We start from the raw sequence: 21,559 nt of genomic DNA on the forward strand, positions 1-21,559 counted from the left end.
AATGAAACTGTTTTAGTCAGTGTAAAATAGATAAGCTATTTATCGCGATTGGTATAACATACTCGCCTAATGAATTTTAAAATTTAATCATCTTAAATTAGTTTTAGTCATATTGTTGCAATGTTTTATTATTATTATATCGCTAAGGTCATTTAATCTTAGAGTGAAAGCTTATGCTAATAGAACAAAAACAATACTTGGACAGAGAATTAAGCTGGTTGTCTTTTAACCAAAGGGTTTTACAGGAAGCACAAGATAAAAATGTTCCTTTATTGGAGCGATTACGTTTTTTAGGTATTTATTCAAGTAATATTGATGAATTCTATCGTGTTCGAGTTGCCAGTGTTCGTCGTGTTGCCTTTCTTAGTCAGCTAAAACAAAAAGAAGCAGCAAAAGAGTTGTTTGTTGCTATTCAAGATAAAGTGAAACAATTACAAGATGAATTTGACCATACTTACCAAGAACTATTGGCTCAGTTAAGTGAAAATAACATCGATTTAATTAACGAAAAACAATTAAATGAATTTCACCAACAATGGTTAACAAAATACTTTCAAGATCAGTTAAGTAGCCATATTCACCCTTTAATGATTACCGATAAAATTAATCTTATTGAACAAATTAAGAATGATTGTACTTATTTAATGGTTGAGATACGTAAAGTAGATCAACCAAGTCATTTTGCTTTAGTTGAAGTGCCAAGTGAGGTTCCTCGTTTTATAGAGCTTCCTGCACCAGATAAAATAGTGCAAAAAAATATTATTTTAATCGATAATATTATTCGTCATTGTTTGCCACAAATATTTAATGTTTTTTATGATTTTGATTCTATACGAACGTATTCAATCAAGCTGACTCGTGATGCAGAATTTGAAGTGCACGGAGAAATAAATCAAAGTCTATTTGAAAGCGTATCGAGTGGTTTACGGACGCGTTTAAATGCTGAACCCGTTCGCTTAGTTTATGACCGAAAAATGCCAGAGTCTATGCTTGAAGTGTTAAAAAAAGGATTAAAAATTAAGTCTAATAAACGGCTTAATGAAGGAGATCGCTATTTAAGTTTTAAAGACTTTTTACAGTTCCCATCTATTGGGGCAAGTACGTTAGAGTATGAAAAACTACCTGCCTTAAACCATGATGCATTTAATGGACATAGTAACTTGACCGCTGCTATTAAAGAGCAGGATATTTTATTGTATTACCCATACCATAAATTTAATTACTTTACCGAATGGCTAAGACAATCGGCATTTGACCCACAAGTTACACAGATTGAAATCTGTCTATATCGGGTTGCTAAACGTTCAGCAGTGATTGCCGCATTAATCGAAGCGGTAAAAAATGGTAAAAAAGTCCATGTAAATATTGAGTTACAAGCACGTTTTGATGAAGAAGCTAATATTCAATGGGCGGAAAAATTATCTAACGCAGGGGTCGAAGTCAGCTATGGTATTAACAATTTAAAAGTACATGCAAAGCTTTGTGTTATTACTAGAAAAGAAGATAAAAAATTAGCACGTTATGCGCATATTGGAAGTGGTAACTTTAATGAAAAAAATGCAACTATTTATACGGACTTTAGCTTATTTACTTGTGCACCTGAAATCACCAAAGAAGCTGCACAAGTATTTAAATTTATAAAGCATCCATATTTACAATTTGAATTTAAACATCTTATTGTATCGCCAAGTAATAGTCGTCATAAATTAACTGAGCTTATTGATAAAGAAATTGATTTTGCAGAGAAAGGTTTTCCAAGTGAAATCACACTCAAGCTTAACAACCTAGTTGATGACATCTTTATTCAAAAACTCTATCAAGCAAATAATGCTGGTGTAAAAGTGACTTTAATTATTAGGGGGATTTGCGCATTAGCAACTGGTATTAAGGGACAAAGTGAAAATATTTCAGCGATCAGTATCGTTGACCGTTATTTAGAGCATGCTCGAGTATATATATTTTCTAATGGTGGCGAACAACGAGTTTATATTTCTTCTGCCGATTGGATGACTCGTAACATAGAGCGACGTATTGAAGTGGGCTGTCCTATTTATTGTCCTAAAGTCCAAAAAAGTATTGTCGATATTATTAATATTCAACTATCTGATAATTGTAAAGCGAGAATATTAGATGCAGAGCAAGCGAATAAGTATTTAACTTGTGAAAATGAAGCGCCGTTTCGCTCTCAAATGGTTATTTATGATTACCTTAAAGGGGAGTATCAACAATCCGATACTTCTCCAGAAAGTATAAAGGGGTGCCTATGAGTGGTGAGCGTTATTTAGCTGCTATTGATTTAGGCTCTAATAGTTTTCATTTAGTCATTGCTAGAGAGCTCACAGGGTGTATCCAAACAGTTTTAACTAAAAAGAGTAGCGTTCGTTTAGCCAGTGGTTTGGATAAAAACTTGTACTTATCGGAAAAAGCAATGCAAAGAGGCCTTGATTGCTTAGCTGAGTTTAAGAAGCAATTAACAGGCGTAGTGTGTCAAGATGTAAGCGTGGTTGCAACCTATACATTACGTGTTGCAAAAAATCGTGCTGAGTTTCTTGATAGAGCAAAAAAAATATTCCCTTATCCTATTAAAATCATCAGTGGTGAAAATGAAGCTAAATTAATTTACCAAGGTGTTGCGCATACTTACCCTATTAAAGGCACAACGTTAGTGGTTGATATAGGTGGTGGAAGTACAGAGTTAATTATTGGTAAACGATTTAGAACCAAGTTTACTAAGAGCATTGAAATTGGCTCTCGGTCGTTTTCTAAACGTTATTTTAGTGATGGTATTGTTACAGAAAAAACAATGCGTTTAGCACAAGCTGGTGCTCGTAAGGCATTATTACCTATCTTAGCTGAATGTACTGCTATTGGTTGGAAGAGTGTTTTAGGCACCTCAGGCTCCTTTAAATCAATAAAGCAAATTATGCTTGAAATATATGGTGATAGTCATATTACTGAGAAGCGTGTTAGGCGTTTAATTCAACGTTTTATTAAATCTAAAAACGGAGATAATATTCGTTTAGAGTCTTTGGAGCTAAGTCGTTTTGTTATTATAGCAAGTGCGTTGAGTATCATTAGTAGCCTGATGGATCTTTTTGCAATAAAAGAAATCGAAGTCAGCAGTGCTGCTTTACGAGAAGGAGTATTGTATGGGTTAAACAATACTCAAGAAGATATTGCACCACGTGATCGTACTGTTAACAATTTACTCGATTTACATAATGTCGACCAAGTTTTTAGTAAGCGTGTTTTATTACAATTACAACTATTTAACGAGCAACTAATCGCGCAGAATAATAAACTTTCAGATAGTGCTTTCATGTTCTTACAATATGCGTCTCTATTACATGAAATAGGTTTAAATATTAACTCTAAAAAAAGACAAAAACATGGTGCTTATATTTTAGAAAATTCAACTATGCCTGGTTTTAGTGAACAAGAGCAACAAATCATATCGTCAATGGTGGGGCATCACCGTGGGAAAATTGATTTCATCAAATCCTTTGACTTGTTAACTCAAGAAAAGTATTTACAGCTCATACAACTGTTACGACTGGCTATTATTTTAACCATGGGGCGTCGTGAATTTCCATTGCAAAGCACCAAGATTTCTTATCATGGGCAAGAATTACACATGATTTTGCCTGCTAGTTTATTTAAAAATGGTGAGTTTTTTGGTTTGTTAGAAAAAGAAATTGCTTTGCAGCGAAAAGCGGGATTGTCTTTAAAAGTCATATCCGATCCGATTGAGTTATAAAGCGCAAAAAATATTTCTGAACCTAGATTATAATAAGTGTAAATTATTGTAAAAAGCATATATTTTATAATTCAAAAAAGAAAGCTCCCACTGTTACTATCCTTTTTACAATAGCCTTGCTAGGATCGGTTTTTTGTTTCTGTTAGGTATTTGTTTTGACCATTTCTGCTACTACTTTGAAAGACCATTTAAATGACGTGTTATATAAAGATCAATTTCGCTTAAAGCGACGTATCGACGATCTTAAAAACCTTAAAACACCAGGAAAAGTAGAAGAAAGTCTGACTAAAATTGCTATCGATATTCAAGTGTCGATGGATAAACGTAAGCAACGTTTAGATAATTTGCCTGAAGTCACTTATCCCAACTTACCTGTCAGTGAAAAGAAAGATGAAATAGCCGAAGCGATTGCGAATAACCAAGTGGTGATTATCGCAGGTGAAACAGGCTCTGGTAAAACCACGCAAATTCCTAAAATCTGTTTACAGCTTGGGCGTGGCGTATCAGGCTTAATTGGTCATACACAACCAAGGCGTTTAGCGGCGCGTACGGTTGCCAATCGTATCGCTGATGAACTTGACTCTGAGTTAGGTGAAACCGTTGGTTATCGTGTTCGTTTTACCGATAAAGTCAGCGACAAGTCTTACATTAAATTAATGACCGACGGTATTTTATTAGCCGAAATCCAAAACGACAAATTCTTAAGTCAGTACGATACGATCATCATCGATGAAGCGCATGAGCGTAGTTTGAATATCGATTTCTTAATGGGATATTTAAAACGCCTATTACCAAAACGTCCAGACTTAAAAGTGATCATCACCTCAGCGACCATTGACCCAGAACGCTTTGCGCAACACTTTTGTGATAAACGCGGTAAAGCTGCGCCTATTATCGAAGTGTCAGGTCGTACTTTCCCTGTAGAAACCTTATATCGTCCGTTAGAAGAATACGCAGCAGGCGACCAAATTGAAGGCATTTTCCAAGCGGTTGATGAATTACAGAGTTTAGGTCGCGGTGACATTCTTATTTTTATGAATGGTGAACGTGAAATTCGCGATACGGCTGAAGCATTAACTAAACGTAAATTACGCGATACGGAAGTGTTACCTTTGTTTGCACGTTTGAGTGTGGCGGAACAAAACAAAATATTCCAAGGGCATCGAGGTCAACGTATTGTATTAGCGACCAATGTTGCTGAAACCTCTTTAACCATTCCCGGCATTAAATACGTTATCGATACGGGAACTGTGCGTATTAGCCGTTATAGCTATCGTACTAAAGTACAACGTTTACCAATCGAAGCAATATCGCAAGCCAGCGCAAATCAGCGTAAAGGACGTTGTGGTCGTGTCAGTGAAGGTGTGTGTATTCGCTTATTTAGCGAAGAAGATTTTAACGGGCGTCCTGAATTTACCGATCCTGAAATTTTACGTACCAACTTATCGTCAGTTATTTTACAAATGTTATCGTTGGGTTTGGGTGAGTTAAATAAATTCCCCTTTGTAGAGCCGCCTGAAGATAGAAATATTAAAGATGGTTTAAGTCTATTAGAAGAGCTCGGCGCGGTTAACCTAAAAGCCAAAGACCCACGTAAAAAACTCACACCATTAGGGCGTCAACTTGCTAAATTACCTGTCGATCCGCGTTTAGCGCGAATGATATTAGCAGCGAAAGAATTTAACTGTGTGCACGAAGTGATGGTGATCAGTGCGGCATTAAGTATTCAAGATCCGCGTGAACGTCCAATGGATAAACAACAAGCGTCCGATGAAAAACATAGACGTTTCCAAGACAAAGATTCAGACTTTATTACTTATGTAAATCTATGGAATTACATTAACGAACAACGTCAAGAATTGAGCAGTGGCCAGTTCCGTAAGATGTGCCAAAAGGATTTCTTAGCCTATATGCGTGTACGCGAATGGCAAGATATCTACACGCAAATCAAACAAGTAACCGATGAGTTAGATATAAAAGTGAGCAGTGAACCCGCTAACTTTGACAGTATTCATCAAGCGTTATTAGCAGGTTTACTCTCGCATATTGGTTTAAAAGACAAAGATGCAGAATATCTAGGCGCACGTAACAGTAAATTCTTTATGTTCCCTGGTTCTGGTTTATTTAAGAAACAGCCTAAATGGGGCATGTTTGCAGAGCTTGTTGAAACCTCAAAACTATTTGCTCGAGTTGCCGCACGTATCAAACCGGAATGGGTTGAACATCAAGCGCAACATTTAATAAAGCGTAGTTATGCTGAACCTCATTGGCAGAAAAAATCGGGCGTTGTGGGAGCCTTTGAAACACAAACGTTATATGGCATTCCTGTAGTCAGTAAACGCAAAGTGATTTACACGCATATTGACCCAGTGCTTTGTCGAGAATTATTTATTCGCCATGCTTTAGTAGAAGGGGAGTTTGAAACGCGTCATCAATTCTTCAAAGATAACCAAGCGTTATTAAATGATATTGAAGAGTTAGAGCATAAGTCTCGTCGCCGCGATATTTTAGTGGACGATGAAACCTTGTTCTTATTTTACGATGAAATCGTGCCGCAAAATGTCTGCAGCGCGAAGCAGTTTGATAGCTGGTGGAATAAAGAGAAGAAACAACAGCCTGATTTACTAAACTATCAGCGCGATCAAGTAATGGCGCATGATGCTGATAAAGTGACTGCGAATGCTTACCCAGATCATTGGCAGCAAGGTGACTTCCGTTTACAGCTTAATTACGCCTTTGAACCAGGCACAGCGCAAGATGGTGTGACGGTGAATATTCCCTTAGCGTTATTGAATCAAATATCCGATCAAGGGTTTGATTGGCAAATTCCTGCGTTACGTGAAGAGTTACTTGTTGCTTTAATTAAAACGCTACCGAAACCAATTCGTCGTAATTTTGTACCTGCGCCCAACTACGCAGAAGCAGCGATGGCGAATTTAGCGCCGTTACAAGGTTCTTTATTGGAAGCCTTTGAAAAGCAATTGTTACGAATGACAGGCGTACGAATTCCTGACGATGCATGGGATATAAATGCATTACCTACGCATTTACGTATGAAGTTTAATGTCATTGACGATAAACAAAAAAGCGTCGCAGTAGGCACTGATTTAAAACAGCTACAACATGACCTAAAAGGCAAAGTAAAACAAACGCTATCTAAAGTGTCTAAACAAGGCATTGAAAAATCAGATTTAACGGAATGGGATTTTGGGAAAGTACCGAAGTCATTCAAAAAAGATCACGGCGGTTATGAAGTCAAAGCTTACCCAGCGTTAGTGGATAAAAACAAAAGTGTCGCGATAGAATTATTTGATAGCGAAGAAAAAGCCAAGCGTTTTAACCAAGCCGGTGTGCGTCGTTTGATCCTATTAAACGTACCATCACCGATTAAATATTTACAACAAAGCTTACCGAATAAAGCAAAGCTAGGTTTGTACTTTAATCCATTCGGACAAGTGAAAGACTTAATTGATGATTGTATTAGTTGTGCCGTGGATGCCATTTTAGAAGGTGAAATTCATCCTCAAGAAGCGCCTGAATTTGAAATACAGAAAGAAAAAGTGCGTGCAGAATTAGCAGATAAAACTTTAGCGATCACACAGCAAGTGGAAGAAGTATTAACACTCGCTCATGCTGTCAGTAAAAAGCTAAAAGGCAAAGCTGACTTAAGCATGTTAGTGGCACAAGGCGATATTAAATCGCAACTCGAACGTCTTATCTTCCCCGGCTTTGTTTGCCAAGTGGGTGAAGCAAAACTCAACGATATTAAGCGTTACTTATTGGCATTACAAAAACGTTTAGAGAAGTTGCCGGTTAATCCAAACCAAGACCGACTCAATACCATCGAGTTACATGATCTTGAAGAACGTTACCGTGCTCTCTGTAAAAGCTTATTAACCGATGAAACGGAAAGCCCAGAACTAGCTGAAGTATATTGGATGTTGGAAGAGTTAAGAGTGTCCTTGTTTGCACAACAACTAGGCACGCCATATCCAATTTCAGCTAAACGTATTCGTTTGAAATTAACTGAGTTGAAAGGGTAAAGTTAAGTTAAAAGTAGCGCTTTATAACTTGATGTTGGGATGCAGGATTCATCCTGCTTTTTTGAAAAAAGTAGCTTAAAAGCCACGCCCTAATTTGATTAAATTTTAGCTGTTTATATTTTGTCGCTTTTAAAACTGGTTATTAATGAGAAACGATTAAGTAACTTGGTGTGCTAGTCATTTCTGAAAATAGGTCGAGTATGGAATTATTAAATTTACAAAACGTGGGCGTGTTAAATTATCTAACCTATTTTATTGGGGCTGTATTTGTGATTTTATTGCCCGGCCCTAACTCGCTCTATGTGTTAGCGCTTGCTGCGCGTCAAGGCGCACAAGTCGGCTGGTCAGCCGTTGTTGGTGTGTTGTTGGGAGATTCAATTCTTATTTTAGCAACAGCTTTAGGCGCTGTGACTGTTATTAATACGTATCCTGCAATTTTTAGTGTGATCAAATATCTTGGCGCGGCTTATCTAATTTATATTGGTTACAACCTGATACGTGATGCGATCAATTCATGGCGCAGTTCAAGCCAAGAAGGTGAACAACAATTACAAAACTCACTTAAGATTAAAAAGACAACGGGCACTAAAGCTTTTAAAAAAGCATTATTGGTGAGCTTATTAAACCCGAAAGCGATTTTATTTTTCCTTTCATTTTTTGCACAGTTTGTTGACCCTAACTACCCACAACCTGCGATCCCATTTTTGATATTAGCGTTGACCATTCAATCATTAAGTTTCATTTATCTCACTGTGTTGATTTATGCAGGGCAACGATTAGCTGAGAGTTTTCGTAAACGCAAAAAAGTGAGTTCGATTTCAGCTGGTGGTGTTGGGATTGGGTTTGTGGGTTTTGCGGTTAAGTTGGCATTAGCGAGTGCGAGTTAGGTTTTTGGTTTTCTGTGAAAGGGCTAGTTTCTATTTCTTGTTCTCATTGTTCACTGTTTCCTCGTTCCTACTGTCCTCTGTGGGAATGCATAGTTTTTGCATAGTTAATAAATAGGTTGCTGTGTTTTTGGGACGTGGCTTTTAAGCCACCTTTGGTAAATAAGATTCCTTGTTCCCATTGTCCTCTGTGGGAATGCATAGTTAGTAAATTACTTGCTGTGATCTGTTTTTTTGATGGCTCGTCTACGCTCGTTCAGTCAGCTTGATGTTTATTAACAGTGTTTTCGCCCTGTCGGCGACCGAACTTTCTTTTATCAGAAAAGAAAGTTGGCAAAGAAACTGACCACCGAATCGCTTTCTGCTCCAAATAATAAATTGCTTTTATAACGCACCGGCTCTTGCTGGCCATCCATGGCCAGAACGAGCCTAACCCAAACGTCCTGTTTGGGTTTGCTAAAAGCAATTAATGATTTGGGAAAGCTCTACGGTGGGGCTGTCGTTCCTGTATTGTGTGTCGTTTATATTTTTATTCTAGTGCTTTAGGGACGTGGCTTTTAAGCCACCTTTGTTAAGTTAAATTCCTCTTTTCTAAATGGATACTTCAGTATTTAGTCTTTTTGCTGAAAGCATCAGCTCGTCTGCGCTCGTCCTGTCTGCTTTATTTTTATTAACAGTGTTTTCGCCCTGTCGGCGACCATCTTTTTCTTACCAGAAGAAAAAGGAGGCAAAAAGACTGGCCACCGAATCGCTTTCTAATCCAATCTATTCGCTTATTTTAAACGTACCGTTTCGGACGTGCAAAGGATACGCAGAGCTTAATCCGCTCGTAAACTATGCTGTAGCATACATCGCTCCATGCACTAGCCTCAACTAATCCAAACATCCTGTTTGGCTTTACTTAAAATAAACTCACAGATTGGGAAAGCTCAGCGGTGGGGCTGTCGTAGCCACATTGTTCAAATTTTTATTGTAATGAATTGATATTGCTAATATCAGTTTGTGCCTGTCCACGATCTTTTCTGCAACAAGCAAAAAGAATAGCATTCCTGTCAAAAGAGGTCTAAAGTTAGGGCTTAAATTAATACTAAATTGGTGGTAAATATGAGGCAGGTTCTAGCTGACTGTTCAGCGAGCATTTCAGAGTTAAAGAAAAACCCAACAGCACTTTTAAATGAGGCCGATGGTTCTGCAATTGCAATTTTAAATCACAACAAGCCAGCTGCTTACTTAGTGCCAGCAGAAACATATGAAAATTTAATGGAGATGTTAGATGACTATGAGCTTGGGAAGTTGGTTGAAGCTCGTCGTTCTGATTTGTCGGAAGCTGTGGAAGTTAACCTAGATGAGTTATAAGTTAAAATTTCTTCCTGCAGCTAAAAAAGAATGGAGTAAATTAGCACCACCAATTCAAAGTCAATTTAAGAAAAAATTAGCAGAGCGGCTTGAAAATCCACACATACCTTCGGCTAAGCTACGTGGTTATGATTCAGTTTATAAAATTAAACTTAGAACAGCAGGTTATCGCTTAGCCTATGAAGTGATAGATGGTGAAATTGTAGTGTATGTTTTAGCAATCGGTAAGCGTGATAAAGATGCAATATACAAAAAACTAGCATCACGATTTGAGTAAAATTGCATAACAAGTTAATCAGTGGGGATTTATATTTCCAACTTATAAAATCTGCAATAACACATTAAACCTTAACTCGTCTGCGCTCATCTAGTCAGCTTGATTGTTATTTGCAGTGATTTCGCCCTGTCGGCGACATACTTTTTCTTACCAGAAGAATAAAGTAAGCAAAAAGACTGGCCACCGAATCGCTTTCTTATCCAAATGATGCTCATACCTTTTAAATAAGCTTCCTTAACGCACCAGTTCATACGATACGTCCGTGTATCGGATGAACTTACAGCAAACGTCCTGTTTGCTGTTGCTGAAAGTTATCCATCATTTGGGAAAGCTCAACGGTGGGGAGATCGTTCCTGTATTGTGTGTCGTTTATGTCTTTATTATCGAGCTTTAGGGACGTGGCTTTTAAGCCACCTTTGGTAAGTAAAATATCAGGCTCGTTTGCTTAACGCTCTTTAAGAATGGATTCTTATTACTGTTGTTGTGTGTTGCATCGTTGTAATGAGTTTTATGGCATCGTGTTATTTTTTGTGTGGAAAGTGAGCATTAAAATGCACTCTTCCTACATAGATAAACTTCTAATTAATTGATTTATAATATTTAATTTATTTATGTCTGCGTCATACTCAGCACAAAAAAGCTGAGTATGACGCAGTGCTTAGTTTCTACAAAGTTAATGCCTTCTAAATAAGCATAAAAAAATGACTTATTTTCTTATAAAGCTTTGACAGGAAATGTTTTAATTATTATTGTTTTACTATTTTTACTATTTTTACTATTTTTACTATTTTTACTATTTTTGATATTCCATAATCCGTTCTTATCGTGAATTATGGATAATATACTGTTATGTGAAATAGGGTTTGGTATGAATTCTTACATTTTAGATATCGAGAATATTCTTACTCAAATGAATGAGACAGAGGACTTATTTTCTTTAAAAAAGCAAGTTGCTGAAAAGTTAAAGGAAGCACATGCGAAGTTATCATCTCAAGATTTTGGCGAAGTTCTGTCTGTTGCAGAACCAGCCTTGAGTAAGAATTGTGGATGTCATGAAGATCTGGAACAATTGGAGTCTATTCTTGATAATCTTAGTGAATCTAGCATTATCGAAGATAGTGTGTACAAGAGAATAGTTGAAAGTACAGCATGTAATAGGTGGCTATAGTGCAAAAATCACATAACAAAAGCTTACTGCAGACTTCCAATTATTCCGGCCTAAAAAGACAGGCCTCCTCAATTTCCAGCTGTAGAAGCTGGCGTTATACGTCAATTCGGACTAAGTATGAAATTTTCTAAATTTGAAAGCTCATTATACCTATACCTATCAGAAGCATTAGGCTCCGAAAAGCCCTTGCAAGCCTTTGAAATTCCAAATGGTTATAGGGCTGGATATTTTCAGGTTGGAGAAGATAAAGATCCTATAAACCTTATTTTCTCATTTCCTTTAGAATCAGATGATTGCTATTTAACTTTCTCAGACGGAGATGCTAAAAAGATTTCTTTAGAATTAGCTTCCGTGCAGTCATACAATGAGCAAACGGCTCATCTTTGTTCAATGCATACCGTAAAAACGCAGAATAGCTATTTTAATGACCATAATTGGATTGCACTATTAATAACTATCCCAGCGATGGCTTTGGATGATTTGCCTAGTATTGAAACAGTTGGCAATAGAGAACTTAGATTTCATCTAGTTGTACCATTAAACGAAACTCACTATGGCATTAAGCTAGAAAATGGTTACGACGCATTATTGGATTATTTTGAAAACACAAACAGAGACATTGTTGCATTTGACGCATAACAAGTACAAACACTCGGATAAAATATCCGTTGCACTCCAATTTTACCTGTGTTGTAGGCGTTATGCTTTTCGGGAGGATGTATGGAAGTTTCGCTCTATAGCGCAAAAGGCTCGAATAGTTCTGAAAGGGTGGAGTGGGTACTCAATTTTAAGGGTATACGTTACGATAGAATTGAGATCAGCTCTGACGAACTAACGACAACATACCTAGATATAAATCCTTTTGGCTATGTCCCATCTCTTTGTGTCGATGGCTCGGTATTTTCTGAATCAATGGCAATTATTGAGTATTTGGAAGAACGCTTTCCTAATCCAAGCTTATTTGGCAAAAGCCTCAATGAAAAAACTCACATCCGCAGAGTTTGTGAGTATGTAAACTCTAGTATTCACTCTCCCCAAAACAGAACAGTATTAAGGTTTATGCGTCCAGAGTTAGATGAGACTTCAAAGCGAGGACTTCGTGGGGACTGGATTATGCGTTGCTTAGAAAAGTTAAGTATATCGATCTGTTGTGAATCAGGATTTGCAGTGGGTAACGACTTTAGCGTAGCCGATATATTTGTGGCTTCAATCTACAAAAAAGTGTTGCAACATGGTTGTGCGAGAAACGGCTTTTACGACAAGCATTTGATGTACATAAGGGCAAATGACAGTGTTGTGGTTTCAGAACCACAAGCATAATAGTCTTGGTAACCCATTAGCTAATCTCAATAAAATCAATAGATTACAGGTTTTAACCATTGTGTATTCACTCTCGCCATATTAAATTTATCCCCAAAGTGGGAGGTTGTCGGGTAAACTCTCTAGTCATATTTACCTATTAAACACGCTAATTGGATAAAATACATGCCTCACAACTACACACCTTCTATTAAAGATTGGCTTTTTCTGCTGTTACTCATTCTGCTGTGGGGGACGTCTTTTATGTTTACCGCTGTCTCACTGCAAAGCTTTAGCCCTGTGGCTATTGTCTCGCTTAGGGTTTTGATTGCGGCAATTATTCTAACGCTCTTTATGTATGCGAAGGGGTGGCGCTTGCCTGTGGAGCCGTTGGCTTGGGCGGTATTTTTACTGATGGGGGTGATGGGGAATTTGTTGCCATTTCTTCTTATCTCAACAGGTCAGAAAGATGTTAGCTCGGGTATTACAGGATTGTTGATGGCATTTATGCCGTTGGCGACAATGATTTTGGCGCATTATTTTGTATCAGGGGAAAGCCTTAATCGCTTTAAAATCTTTGGGTTTTTGTTAGGTATTACTGGCGTGGCTATTGTGCTTTGGCCGTCGTTAGTAGGAACTCATAGTAACTTGCTGAGTGGACTATTGATTTTACTCGCTACTTTTAGTTATGCGATCAATGCCATTTTGGTGAAAAGATTACCTTCTTATCACCCTGTAGTAACATCGGCTGGCGTGATGATTATTTCCAGTATCGTGATAGTGCCATTTTGGCTGTGGCAAGATTTACCATGGCAACAAAGTTATTCTTTAAAAGCCTCGTTATCTATGTTGTGGTTAGGTATCGGTCCGACTGCGTTAGCCACCATTCTTTTGTTCGCAGTTATTGGTTCGGCAGGTCCTACGTTCCTTTCATACATTAATTATGTGATTCCAATCGTGGCCTATTTTACTGGCGCACTTCTTTTGGGAGAAGCTATTGAATGGCAAAGCCTAGCAGCAATGTTGTTAATCATTCTAGGGATAGCCTTAACACGTAAGCGGGTTGTGATTAAATAAGAATAATAAGTGCGAGACACTTGTTAATTTAGGATAATAAAATCAGATTTTTATTAGTTAAAGTCATCCAGAACGTATCATTCTAGTTGGAGTTATCATGTTTTATAAGTATTTAGGCTTTTTTATTCTGCCTTTATTGATCTCATGTCAATCTATTGAAACGGGCTCATATAATGGTGAGGATGGTATTTCTATAGACAAAAAAGCTTTGCAGCAAGATATTTTAAAGGTTTCTCTGCCAGCGATTCACCCAAGTAGCCTGTCAATTAGGACGCCCAATAACCATTGGTATATTGTTCAGGATTCACAGTCTTCTATCTTTTATTTACCTCAAGCAAAATTTGATAGCGCTAAAATAATAGAGATTGATATTGATTCTCTTGAAGGAGTTGTTTGGAAAGAGGGGAGAAAAATGCGAGAGAAAATATTTCAAGAAAACGGTGAGTACTTAATTTATTTAGCTAATAACCTAGAAACAGAGCCTGAAAATACCTTTAGTTTACAGGCCATTATCAATTATCAAAAAACTTTCTAAACCGTTAGGTAAGTTAATTTTCTGCTACTTGTTTTATGCTTTAAAAGTATAAAGTGAGTAATAAAAGTTTGCTTCATTAATGGTAATAGACGTTTTGGATATTCATTAATTTCACATTAGGAAATAGCATCATGAAGGTATACAGTGTTTCTTTTGACGTGGAAAATTATCGTTTGTTGGTCCCTGAACATGAAGCAGATTTAGACGGTGGAAATCTGTGGATAAACGGCACTTCAAAGTTGCAGCTATGGCAAGCTCCTTTAATGCGATATGCAACACAGGAAGGCGTTGAAAAAATTGCTGATATAACGCAAATTACACCGGGATTTTTTGCGTTTAATGAAAAAGCAATGGATTCACTTAGTGAACTATTGAAGATGAATGGTGAATTATTTGAACTTGTCGTTGAAGAAAAAACGCTATTTGCATTCAATCCTAATAATGAAATTGACTGTTTTAACGCAAAAGCTTCTGAGTGGCATATACGGCGAAATGGAAAACTTGGACGTTTAATAAAACCGGCATTTGTCCATAGTAAGTTGAATTCCGTTACGATTTTTCAAGTTCCCGAGTCCCTTCAAAATGCATTTTATGTTACCGAACATTTTAAAAATACCTATGAAAAATCCGCATTATCAGGCCTTGTTTTTGAGCTGTGTTTATCTGTTTAAAATAAACGGATAGTGAGAGAAAGAAACTCTCAACAACCATTCGTTACTTATATTAAAATCATCGCTTTACGATTCAGTTATTGAGCGTCCTGCAATTTATCCGAACCATGTTTTGCAGAAGGTTAGCTGGATCTCGGTCGCGTTGTTTATTTTGAGATTGAGACAACTTCCTCTATTCGTGACCTTACAGCGATCATCTTTATCTTATATGCTAAATCATGAATTATTCTCATCATCAAAAATACATAGAATTTGATTGTGGAAGTATTTAGTTCTGACTTGTTTTATTCCTTTTATTTGTCTAAAAACCAATTAATGTTAATGTATTTAAATCACTTTATTTCTACAGAGCACGCTAGCCAATGACTTATCACCTAAAAAAAATATTGCTATGTTTCGCGTTGTTATCTTTCAGCTCACTTAGCTTTGCCAATTGCACCACAAGCGAAATAAAATCCCTTAGAGCGGATGCATTAAAACAATCAAATAGTAAAAATTACAAAGGCGCAGAAGAAACATTATCAACCTATTATGAAAACCAATGTAGTTACTATCAGATGACTAAGGAAGCTGACCCTCTCCTCAATCAAGGTTTATGGTTGATCAATGACTTAATGTATTACCGAAAAAAGTTAAATGATTCTTTAGGCTGTTTAGCTTTAAGTGATGATGTTTATGCACAATGGATGGTCAGTGACTCTAGTCGTCACAACCCTAAAGCAGAAAAAGCACTGCAAACTAATAAGACACAATGTGAAAGCACATTAAACTCTCAGTATAAAGCACCTGAAAAATGTCCTATAGCGGGTTATGAAAATATGTTTGCAGTGCCAAGCTCTTGGAGTAAAGACAATGATGTTTTTTTTGAAGTTGCATGTTTAACTTTTGTTGAAAATAGTAAAAATAAAATTGGCAGTGATAGAGATGGACCACAACGTAGAAGCGAAGGCATGAATTCAGTACCCAAATTGCAAGTTTTATACGTTGATGATGTCGTTCGTGATGGTGATGGTTATGATGAAAGGGGCGAATATAAATGGAAGAACATTTACCAATTGGACACGCTTTACTTTACTGATCATGATAATAAGTTATGGGAAACAGACTATTGTTATAACTTTAAACTACGATTTGGAGAAGAAGCGGGGAAATTGCTATTGAATGGTAGCTCTTCGGCTTGCATTGGTGGCTCTGGCGCTTATATCAATAGGATTATTGCTAAATTAAATTTTCCATTATCAGCGGAAATAATTGAAAGTTATAGCCATACCTATAAGTAGTGGTTTCAGTGCCTTTTATTTGTAGTAAAAGGAGCTAACGCAAATTATCCTCTGCTAAGTTTTATTAGCAGAGGATTGCATATAAATAGGTATTTGCTAACACACTCCTTCTAAACATAATCTGCTCACCATTCTTTCGTATCAAAACCCTTGCTTGCAACAAATACAGAACTCTGCAAAATAACAAGGTAAGATAACGCCTTAACATTTCTCTTTGCGAATTCTGGTATCAATCATTATGACGAATCGACAGCCTCAACATAAACCTTTTACTGTATCGACGCCGCTTATTGCTACGTTCGATGAATTGGCTAAGTTAGCCAATTATTCTTTGATGGACACGCTTAACTGCGATCCTGACGCGACTAAAAATGGTGATGATCATATTGAACGCCAAGTTTTCTCTGGGCATTATGTGCCTGTGAATCCGACGCCGATTAAAGACCCTGAATACGTTGCGCACAGTAAGGCTTTTTTTGCTGAACTTGGCTTAGCCGACTCGATAGCTGAAGATGCTGGTTTTGTTCGCTTATTCTCTGGCGACCTTTCTCAAGTGCCTGCACCGATGCGCAAAGTTGGGTGGGCCACCGGATATGCGCTGTCTATTTACGGTGTGGAATTCACGCATCAATGTCCGTTTCAAACGGGTAATGGCTATGGCGATGGTCGTGCTATTTCTGTGCTGGAAGCGGTTATCAACGGTCAACGTTGGGAAATGCAATTAAAAGGGGGAGGTCGAACTCCTTATTGTCGTGGTGCCGATGGTCGTGCTGTTTTACGATCGAGCGTTCGTGAATTTTTAGCGCAGGATCATATGCATGCACTTGGCGTTTCTACATCACGGTCGTTGAGTTTGTATGTTTCAAAAACAGAAACGGTAAAGCGTGGATGGTATTCGGAAGGCTCGCGTTCTGAAAAACCAGATCAATTTGTGACTGAAGCTGTCGCTATTTCAACACGTGTTGCTCCATCGTTTATCCGTGTAGGGCAGATCGAACTTTTCTCTCGTCGAACTCGTGAAAGTGAACGTCTTGATGCGATGCAAGAATTAGAGAAAATAGTACTGCATTTGATTGAACGCGAATACGCTGATGAGATTGATAGCCAACTGCCTATGCCTGAAAAAGTTCTGTTATTGGCAAAGGCATTTCGTGGTCGCCTGACGTCTTTGATAGCAAGTTGGATCCGCGTTGGTTTTTGCCAAGGTAATTTTAACAGCGATAATTGTGCCGCCGGTGGCTTTACTTTGGATTATGGGCCTTTCGGTTTTTGTGATGTGTTTAATCCGCAATATCAACCTTGGACGGGCGGTGGGCATCACTTCTCTTTTATGAATCAATCCAAAGCAGCACAATGTAACTTCGATATGTTTTGTTCTGCATTACGACCGTTACTGACGTCTGAGGAAGAGGTTTTATTCGCGTTGGATGAGATCCAAAGTGGATTTGCAGTTGTGATGGCGTCAGAAATGCAATCAATGTGGGCTGCCAAGTTAGGTCTTAGCAGTTTAGATTTTACTGAGCACAAAGTGTTACTTAACGATCTACAAACGCTGATGATACAAACACCTGTTGATTACACTATTTTATTTCGAGAGCTCTCTGCAATACCCGATGATATTCGTCCGCTAAAAAAGAGTTTTTACAATAATTCGCTTAATACGTTAAATAAAAATAGGGTGCATGAGTCAGATATTAGCCAAACGGATACGCGTTGGATTGAATGGTTTTCAACATGGAAAACGCTGCTTAATCACGACTGTGATATAAATAATAAAAGCATCGATGAAGTCTCTCAACAAATGAAATTGGTTAATCCAAAATACATTTTACGAGAGTGGTTTGTTGTGCCAGCTTATCAACAAGCAGCAATTGGAAATTACGATTTACTTCGAGAGCTACAGGAAGTGATGGCACAACCTTATGCAGAGCAATCACAAGAAGTGGAAGATAAATATTATCGACTAAAACCGCTTGAGTTCTTTAAGCTCGGTGGCGTATCTCATCTTAGTTGTTCGTCGTGATGTTTAGTCCCTTGTAAATAGAGATGCTTTTTGGTTAATAAACACCAAAAAAGCATTTTATTTGCTCATCGTATTCGCTGTAAATATTTGATCAAAAAAGCTTAACGGAGCTACTTTAGCATTGGCTTTTCGTTGCCATTTAGCACTATTTGCAACTAACCACTTCTGTTGTGAACCGTTAATAATGGCTTGGCTTACGGTTGCTTCTCTTGATTCATGTTCGAATACATATTCTTCGCTGTTTGCTTCACCGCTTAGCTCGGTTTCTTCGTAATAACCTTCATTAAGTCTTGTTGGTTTTGCGATTGAAGCAATAGAGGCACAGCCGATAATACCTATATCTGCAGTAAATTGTCCGTAAAATTGGTTAATTGCATCGCTGACAATGTCGCGATCATTGGTGCGTATTTTGCCACCGGGCACCCAAGTTTCAATATTATCGTATTGCGATAAAATATAAGCCGCTTCAAGATTATTGGTGAGCACCCTAAGCTCTTGTCGATTAGTTATTTTTTCGGCGATAGTCGCAATAGTGGTGCCAATTCCTAGGAACAAAGTACAACCATCGGGAATTTGCTTTGCGACTTGTTGTGCAATCACTTCTTTTTCATCTTGATTACTTATTTTGCGTGATGCGTAGCTACGATTCATCAAGGTGACGGGTAATCCTGCTCCACCGTGATGACGACTTGCGAGTCCCATTGAACAAAGCTCATTGATATTGCGTCTTATGGTTTGTGTTGTGACATCAAAATGCAACGCTAAGGTTTCTACGGAGCAATATTCCTGTACTTGTAGCATATCTAAAATAGCTTGTTGGCGCAGGCTCAGTTGTTGCGTCATTTTATGCATAGCTTAATAGAGCCTCTTTACAAGCAGTATAAGCCTGTGGGTAATCGGTGATCATCATATCAACGCCCCAATGCCAGTATTCGCTGACTTCTTCAGGGTTATTAGGTGTGTAACAGTAAATATTGTAACCCGCTTTTTTGATCGCTAATGCTTGCTGAGCGGTTAAATGTCGGTAGTGGCAATGCACACTAAAAGCATCAATTTCAGTTAATAAATCTAGCCCATTCTCTGGCATAACCGACCATAATAACCCACGAGGTATTGCTGGTAATAGTGTCTGCATTTTTTTCAATGCAGCTAATTCAAAACTAGAAAATAATAGCTGAGTTGTCTCTATGTTTAAGGCAACAATTACTTCTTTTATTTTTTCACAAAGTAGCTCGATATCATCTTCTGGGTAGAGTTTGATTTCTATATTGACCTTGAGTTTATTGTCTCTCGCTAAAATCAGCGTCTGCTCTAATGTTGGGATTCGTTCATGTTTAAATGCTTCGGAAAACCATGAGCCAGCATCTAAAGATTGCAATTCTTCTAATGCAAGTTTGGCCACTATGCCTTTGCCGTTAGTACAGCGATCTACGGATTGATCATGTATTACAACTGGAATTTGGTCAGCACTTAATTGAACATCGATCTCAATCCATTGGTAACCCATCTCTGCTGTTTTTTTAAATGCTGCCAACGTGTTTTCTGGTGCGAGACTGGAAACGCCTCGGTGCGCAGTTACTTTCATTTGAATCCCTAAGGTCGCCGATTTTTCGGAAATATTAGCAATAGTTTATTTCAGTTTTGTTGCAAAAAATGAAACAAAACTGAATTAATCCAATGTTCAAATAAGTTCATATTTGTGTAATTAAACTGTCATCTCGCTCACTTAGTCTCTAAATGAACATTAAATGTGTTCATTTGAAATGAGCATAATTAAAACCTGAGCTAATCATCGCTCTTCAAATAATCAGTTAATTAACTTTAGAAAAGGAAAGTCCTATGTACATGAAAAAAATCACAGGAATAGTTGTTGCCGCTGCACTGATGAGTGCATCTGCTCACGCTAAAACTGAGGTTGAGTGGTGGCATGCAATGGGAGGAACGTTAGGCGAGAAAGTAAATGAAATTGCCTCTGACTTTAACGCAAGCCAATCTGAATATGAAATTAAACCCGTTTACAAAGGGACTTATGCAGAAACAATGACAAGTGCGATTGCTGCATTTCGTGCTAAACAACAACCTGCCATTGTTCAAGTATTTGAAGTAGGCACAGCAACCATGATGGGCGCTAAAAAAGCAATTTACCCTGTGCACGAATTAATGGCTGATACCAAAGAGTCTTTTGATCCGAATAAATATTTATCAGCGGTAACGGGTTATTACACATCGAATGAAGGCAAGATGTTATCAATGCCGTTTAACAGTTCAACACCAGTGCTTTATTACAATAAAGATATGTTTGCCAATGCTGGAATAAAATCTGTCCCTAAAACATGGAAAGAGATGGGTGAAGCTTCGCAAAAATTATTGAAAGCTGGTGCTCATTGTGGCTTTACAACAACGTGGCAGTCTTGGACTCAAATAGAGAATTTTGGTGCGCGTAATAACGTTGCGATGGCAGATAACAACAATGGTTTTGGTGGATTAAATACAAAATTTACATTTAATAAACCTGCTTTTGTTAAGCATATCAATCAAATGAGCGAATGGGCTAAGACTGATATCTTCAAATACGGCGGTCGTCAATCAACAGGTATGCCGTTATTTTATACGCAAAATTGTGCAATGACGATGGGCTCTTCAGCAGGGCTTGCTGGTATCAAAGCGAATATGGAAGGCATTAATGTTGGCGTTGCGCAACTTCCTTACGATGATTCATTAGTTAAGAAACCACAAAATACAATTATTGGTGGTGCTTCATTATGGGTACTACGTGGTCATTCTAGTGAGGAATATAAAGGCGTCGCTAAATTCTTTAGTTACTTATCTAGCGCGGCTGTTCAAGCTGATTGGCATCAATTCACAGGTTACTTACCAATCACACAAGATGCATATCAACTCACTAAGAAACAAGGCTTTTACGAGAAAAACCCAGGGACAGATGTTGCAGTATTACAAATGACATCAGTGGAACCTACGGTTAATTCTAAAGGGATCCGTTTCGGTAACTTCTTGCAGACACGCGATATTATTAATGAGCAATTAGAAGCGGTATGGGCAGGTAAAATATCAGCTCAAACGGCATTAGATAATGCGGTTAAGCAAGGTAATGAAGAGTTACGTCGCTTCGAACGTACTCAAAAATAGTACAACTTCGCCACACTCGATAGCATCCTAGTGTGGCGAATT

Annotated in this window: 17 protein-coding genes; 15 read left to right on the forward strand and 2 right to left on the reverse strand. The window is 37.8% G+C overall.

Annotated features, from left to right (window positions below; translation table 11 throughout):
• Positions 1–173: 173 nt before the first annotated feature.
• The 14 genes from ppk1 to E2R67_RS11725 all read left to right on the forward strand — a co-directional run bounded on the left by ppk1 (position 174) and on the right by E2R67_RS11725 (position 18,370).
• On the forward strand, positions 174–2,267 hold the full coding sequence (ppk1, locus tag E2R67_RS11660; protein WP_134291131.1) for a polyphosphate kinase 1: 2,094 nt from the start codon (positions 174–176) through the stop codon (positions 2,265–2,267).
• Positions 2,264–3,757 (forward strand): Ppx/GppA phosphatase family protein, encoded by a 1,494-nt coding sequence (locus E2R67_RS11665; protein ID WP_134291132.1) that lies wholly within the window; start codon positions 2,264–2,266, stop codon positions 3,755–3,757. Before ppk1 ends, E2R67_RS11665 begins: the two co-directional genes overlap by 4 nt.
• Positions 3,758–3,912: 155 nt before the next feature.
• On the forward strand, positions 3,913–7,800 hold the full coding sequence (gene hrpA, locus E2R67_RS11670) for an ATP-dependent RNA helicase HrpA (RefSeq protein ID WP_134291133.1): 3,888 nt from the start codon (positions 3,913–3,915) through the stop codon (positions 7,798–7,800).
• Positions 7,801–8,000: 200 nt separating this feature from the next.
• Positions 8,001–8,687 carry a leucine efflux protein LeuE gene (gene leuE / locus E2R67_RS11675; protein WP_134291134.1) on the forward strand — a complete coding sequence of 229 codons (687 nt, stop codon included), beginning with the start codon at positions 8,001–8,003 and terminating at the stop codon, positions 8,685–8,687.
• A gap of 1,101 nt (positions 8,688–9,788) precedes the next feature.
• The gene (locus E2R67_RS11680; RefSeq protein ID WP_134291135.1) at positions 9,789–10,040 is read left to right on the forward strand and encodes a type II toxin-antitoxin system Phd/YefM family antitoxin; all 252 of its coding nucleotides are present in this window, start codon (positions 9,789–9,791) and stop codon (positions 10,038–10,040) included.
• Positions 10,030–10,317: a type II toxin-antitoxin system RelE family toxin gene (locus E2R67_RS11685; RefSeq protein ID WP_134291136.1), complete on the forward strand. Its 288-nt coding sequence runs from the start codon at positions 10,030–10,032 to the stop codon at positions 10,315–10,317. The genes E2R67_RS11680 and E2R67_RS11685 overlap by 11 nt, the downstream gene beginning before the upstream one ends.
• Before the next feature lie 868 nt (positions 10,318–11,185).
• Positions 11,186–11,485: a hypothetical protein gene (locus E2R67_RS11690; RefSeq protein WP_134291137.1), complete on the forward strand. Its 300-nt coding sequence runs from the start codon at positions 11,186–11,188 to the stop codon at positions 11,483–11,485.
• Positions 11,486–11,602: 117 nt separating this feature from the next.
• Entirely contained in the window at positions 11,603–12,124 is a 522-nt protein-coding gene (locus E2R67_RS11695; protein ID WP_134291138.1) for a suppressor of fused domain protein, read from the forward strand.
• An 81-nt stretch (positions 12,125–12,205) separates the two neighbouring features.
• Positions 12,206–12,805: a glutathione S-transferase family protein gene (locus tag E2R67_RS11700; RefSeq protein WP_134291139.1), complete on the forward strand. Its 600-nt coding sequence runs from the start codon at positions 12,206–12,208 to the stop codon at positions 12,803–12,805.
• A 165-nt stretch (positions 12,806–12,970) separates the two neighbouring features.
• The gene (locus E2R67_RS11705; RefSeq protein WP_134291140.1) at positions 12,971–13,861 is read left to right on the forward strand and encodes a DMT family transporter; all 891 of its coding nucleotides are present in this window, start codon (positions 12,971–12,973) and stop codon (positions 13,859–13,861) included.
• A gap of 97 nt (positions 13,862–13,958) precedes the next feature.
• Complete coding sequence (locus E2R67_RS11710; protein WP_134291141.1) at positions 13,959–14,396, forward strand: hypothetical protein; 438 nt, start codon at positions 13,959–13,961, stop codon at positions 14,394–14,396.
• A gap of 131 nt (positions 14,397–14,527) precedes the next feature.
• A complete protein-coding gene (locus tag E2R67_RS11715; protein WP_134291142.1) occupies positions 14,528–15,067 on the forward strand; it encodes a hypothetical protein in 540 nt (179 codons plus the stop codon).
• Between the two features lie 362 nt (positions 15,068–15,429).
• Positions 15,430–16,347 (forward strand): hypothetical protein, encoded by a 918-nt coding sequence (locus tag E2R67_RS11720; RefSeq protein WP_134291143.1) that lies wholly within the window; start codon positions 15,430–15,432, stop codon positions 16,345–16,347.
• Positions 16,348–16,585: 238 nt separating this feature from the next.
• A complete protein-coding gene (locus E2R67_RS11725; RefSeq protein ID WP_134291144.1) occupies positions 16,586–18,370 on the forward strand; it encodes a protein adenylyltransferase SelO in 1,785 nt (594 codons plus the stop codon).
• A gap of 57 nt (positions 18,371–18,427) precedes the next feature.
• On the opposite strand, the gene E2R67_RS11730 is transcribed toward E2R67_RS11725, so the two are convergent.
• Both E2R67_RS11730 and E2R67_RS11735 read right to left on the reverse strand, forming a co-directional pair.
• Positions 18,428–19,222, reverse strand: coding sequence for a DeoR/GlpR family DNA-binding transcription regulator (locus E2R67_RS11730; RefSeq protein ID WP_243837009.1), 795 nt, complete (start codon positions 19,220–19,222; stop codon positions 18,428–18,430).
• A complete protein-coding gene (locus E2R67_RS11735; protein WP_134291145.1) occupies positions 19,215–19,955 on the reverse strand; it encodes a glycerophosphoryl diester phosphodiesterase in 741 nt (246 codons plus the stop codon). The genes E2R67_RS11730 and E2R67_RS11735 overlap by 8 nt, the downstream gene beginning before the upstream one ends.
• 254 nt (positions 19,956–20,209) lie before the next feature.
• Here E2R67_RS11735 and ugpB point away from each other — a divergent pair, with 254 nt between their 5' ends.
• Positions 20,210–21,517, forward strand: a complete 1,308-nt coding sequence (gene ugpB, locus E2R67_RS11740) for a sn-glycerol-3-phosphate ABC transporter substrate-binding protein UgpB (protein ID WP_134291146.1) — start codon at positions 20,210–20,212, stop codon at positions 21,515–21,517.
• Positions 21,518–21,559 lie beyond the last annotated feature (42 nt).

The sequence above is a fragment of the Psychromonas algicola genome, from assembly GCF_004378355.1.
GTDB lineage: Bacteria > Pseudomonadota > Gammaproteobacteria > Enterobacterales > Psychromonadaceae > Psychromonas.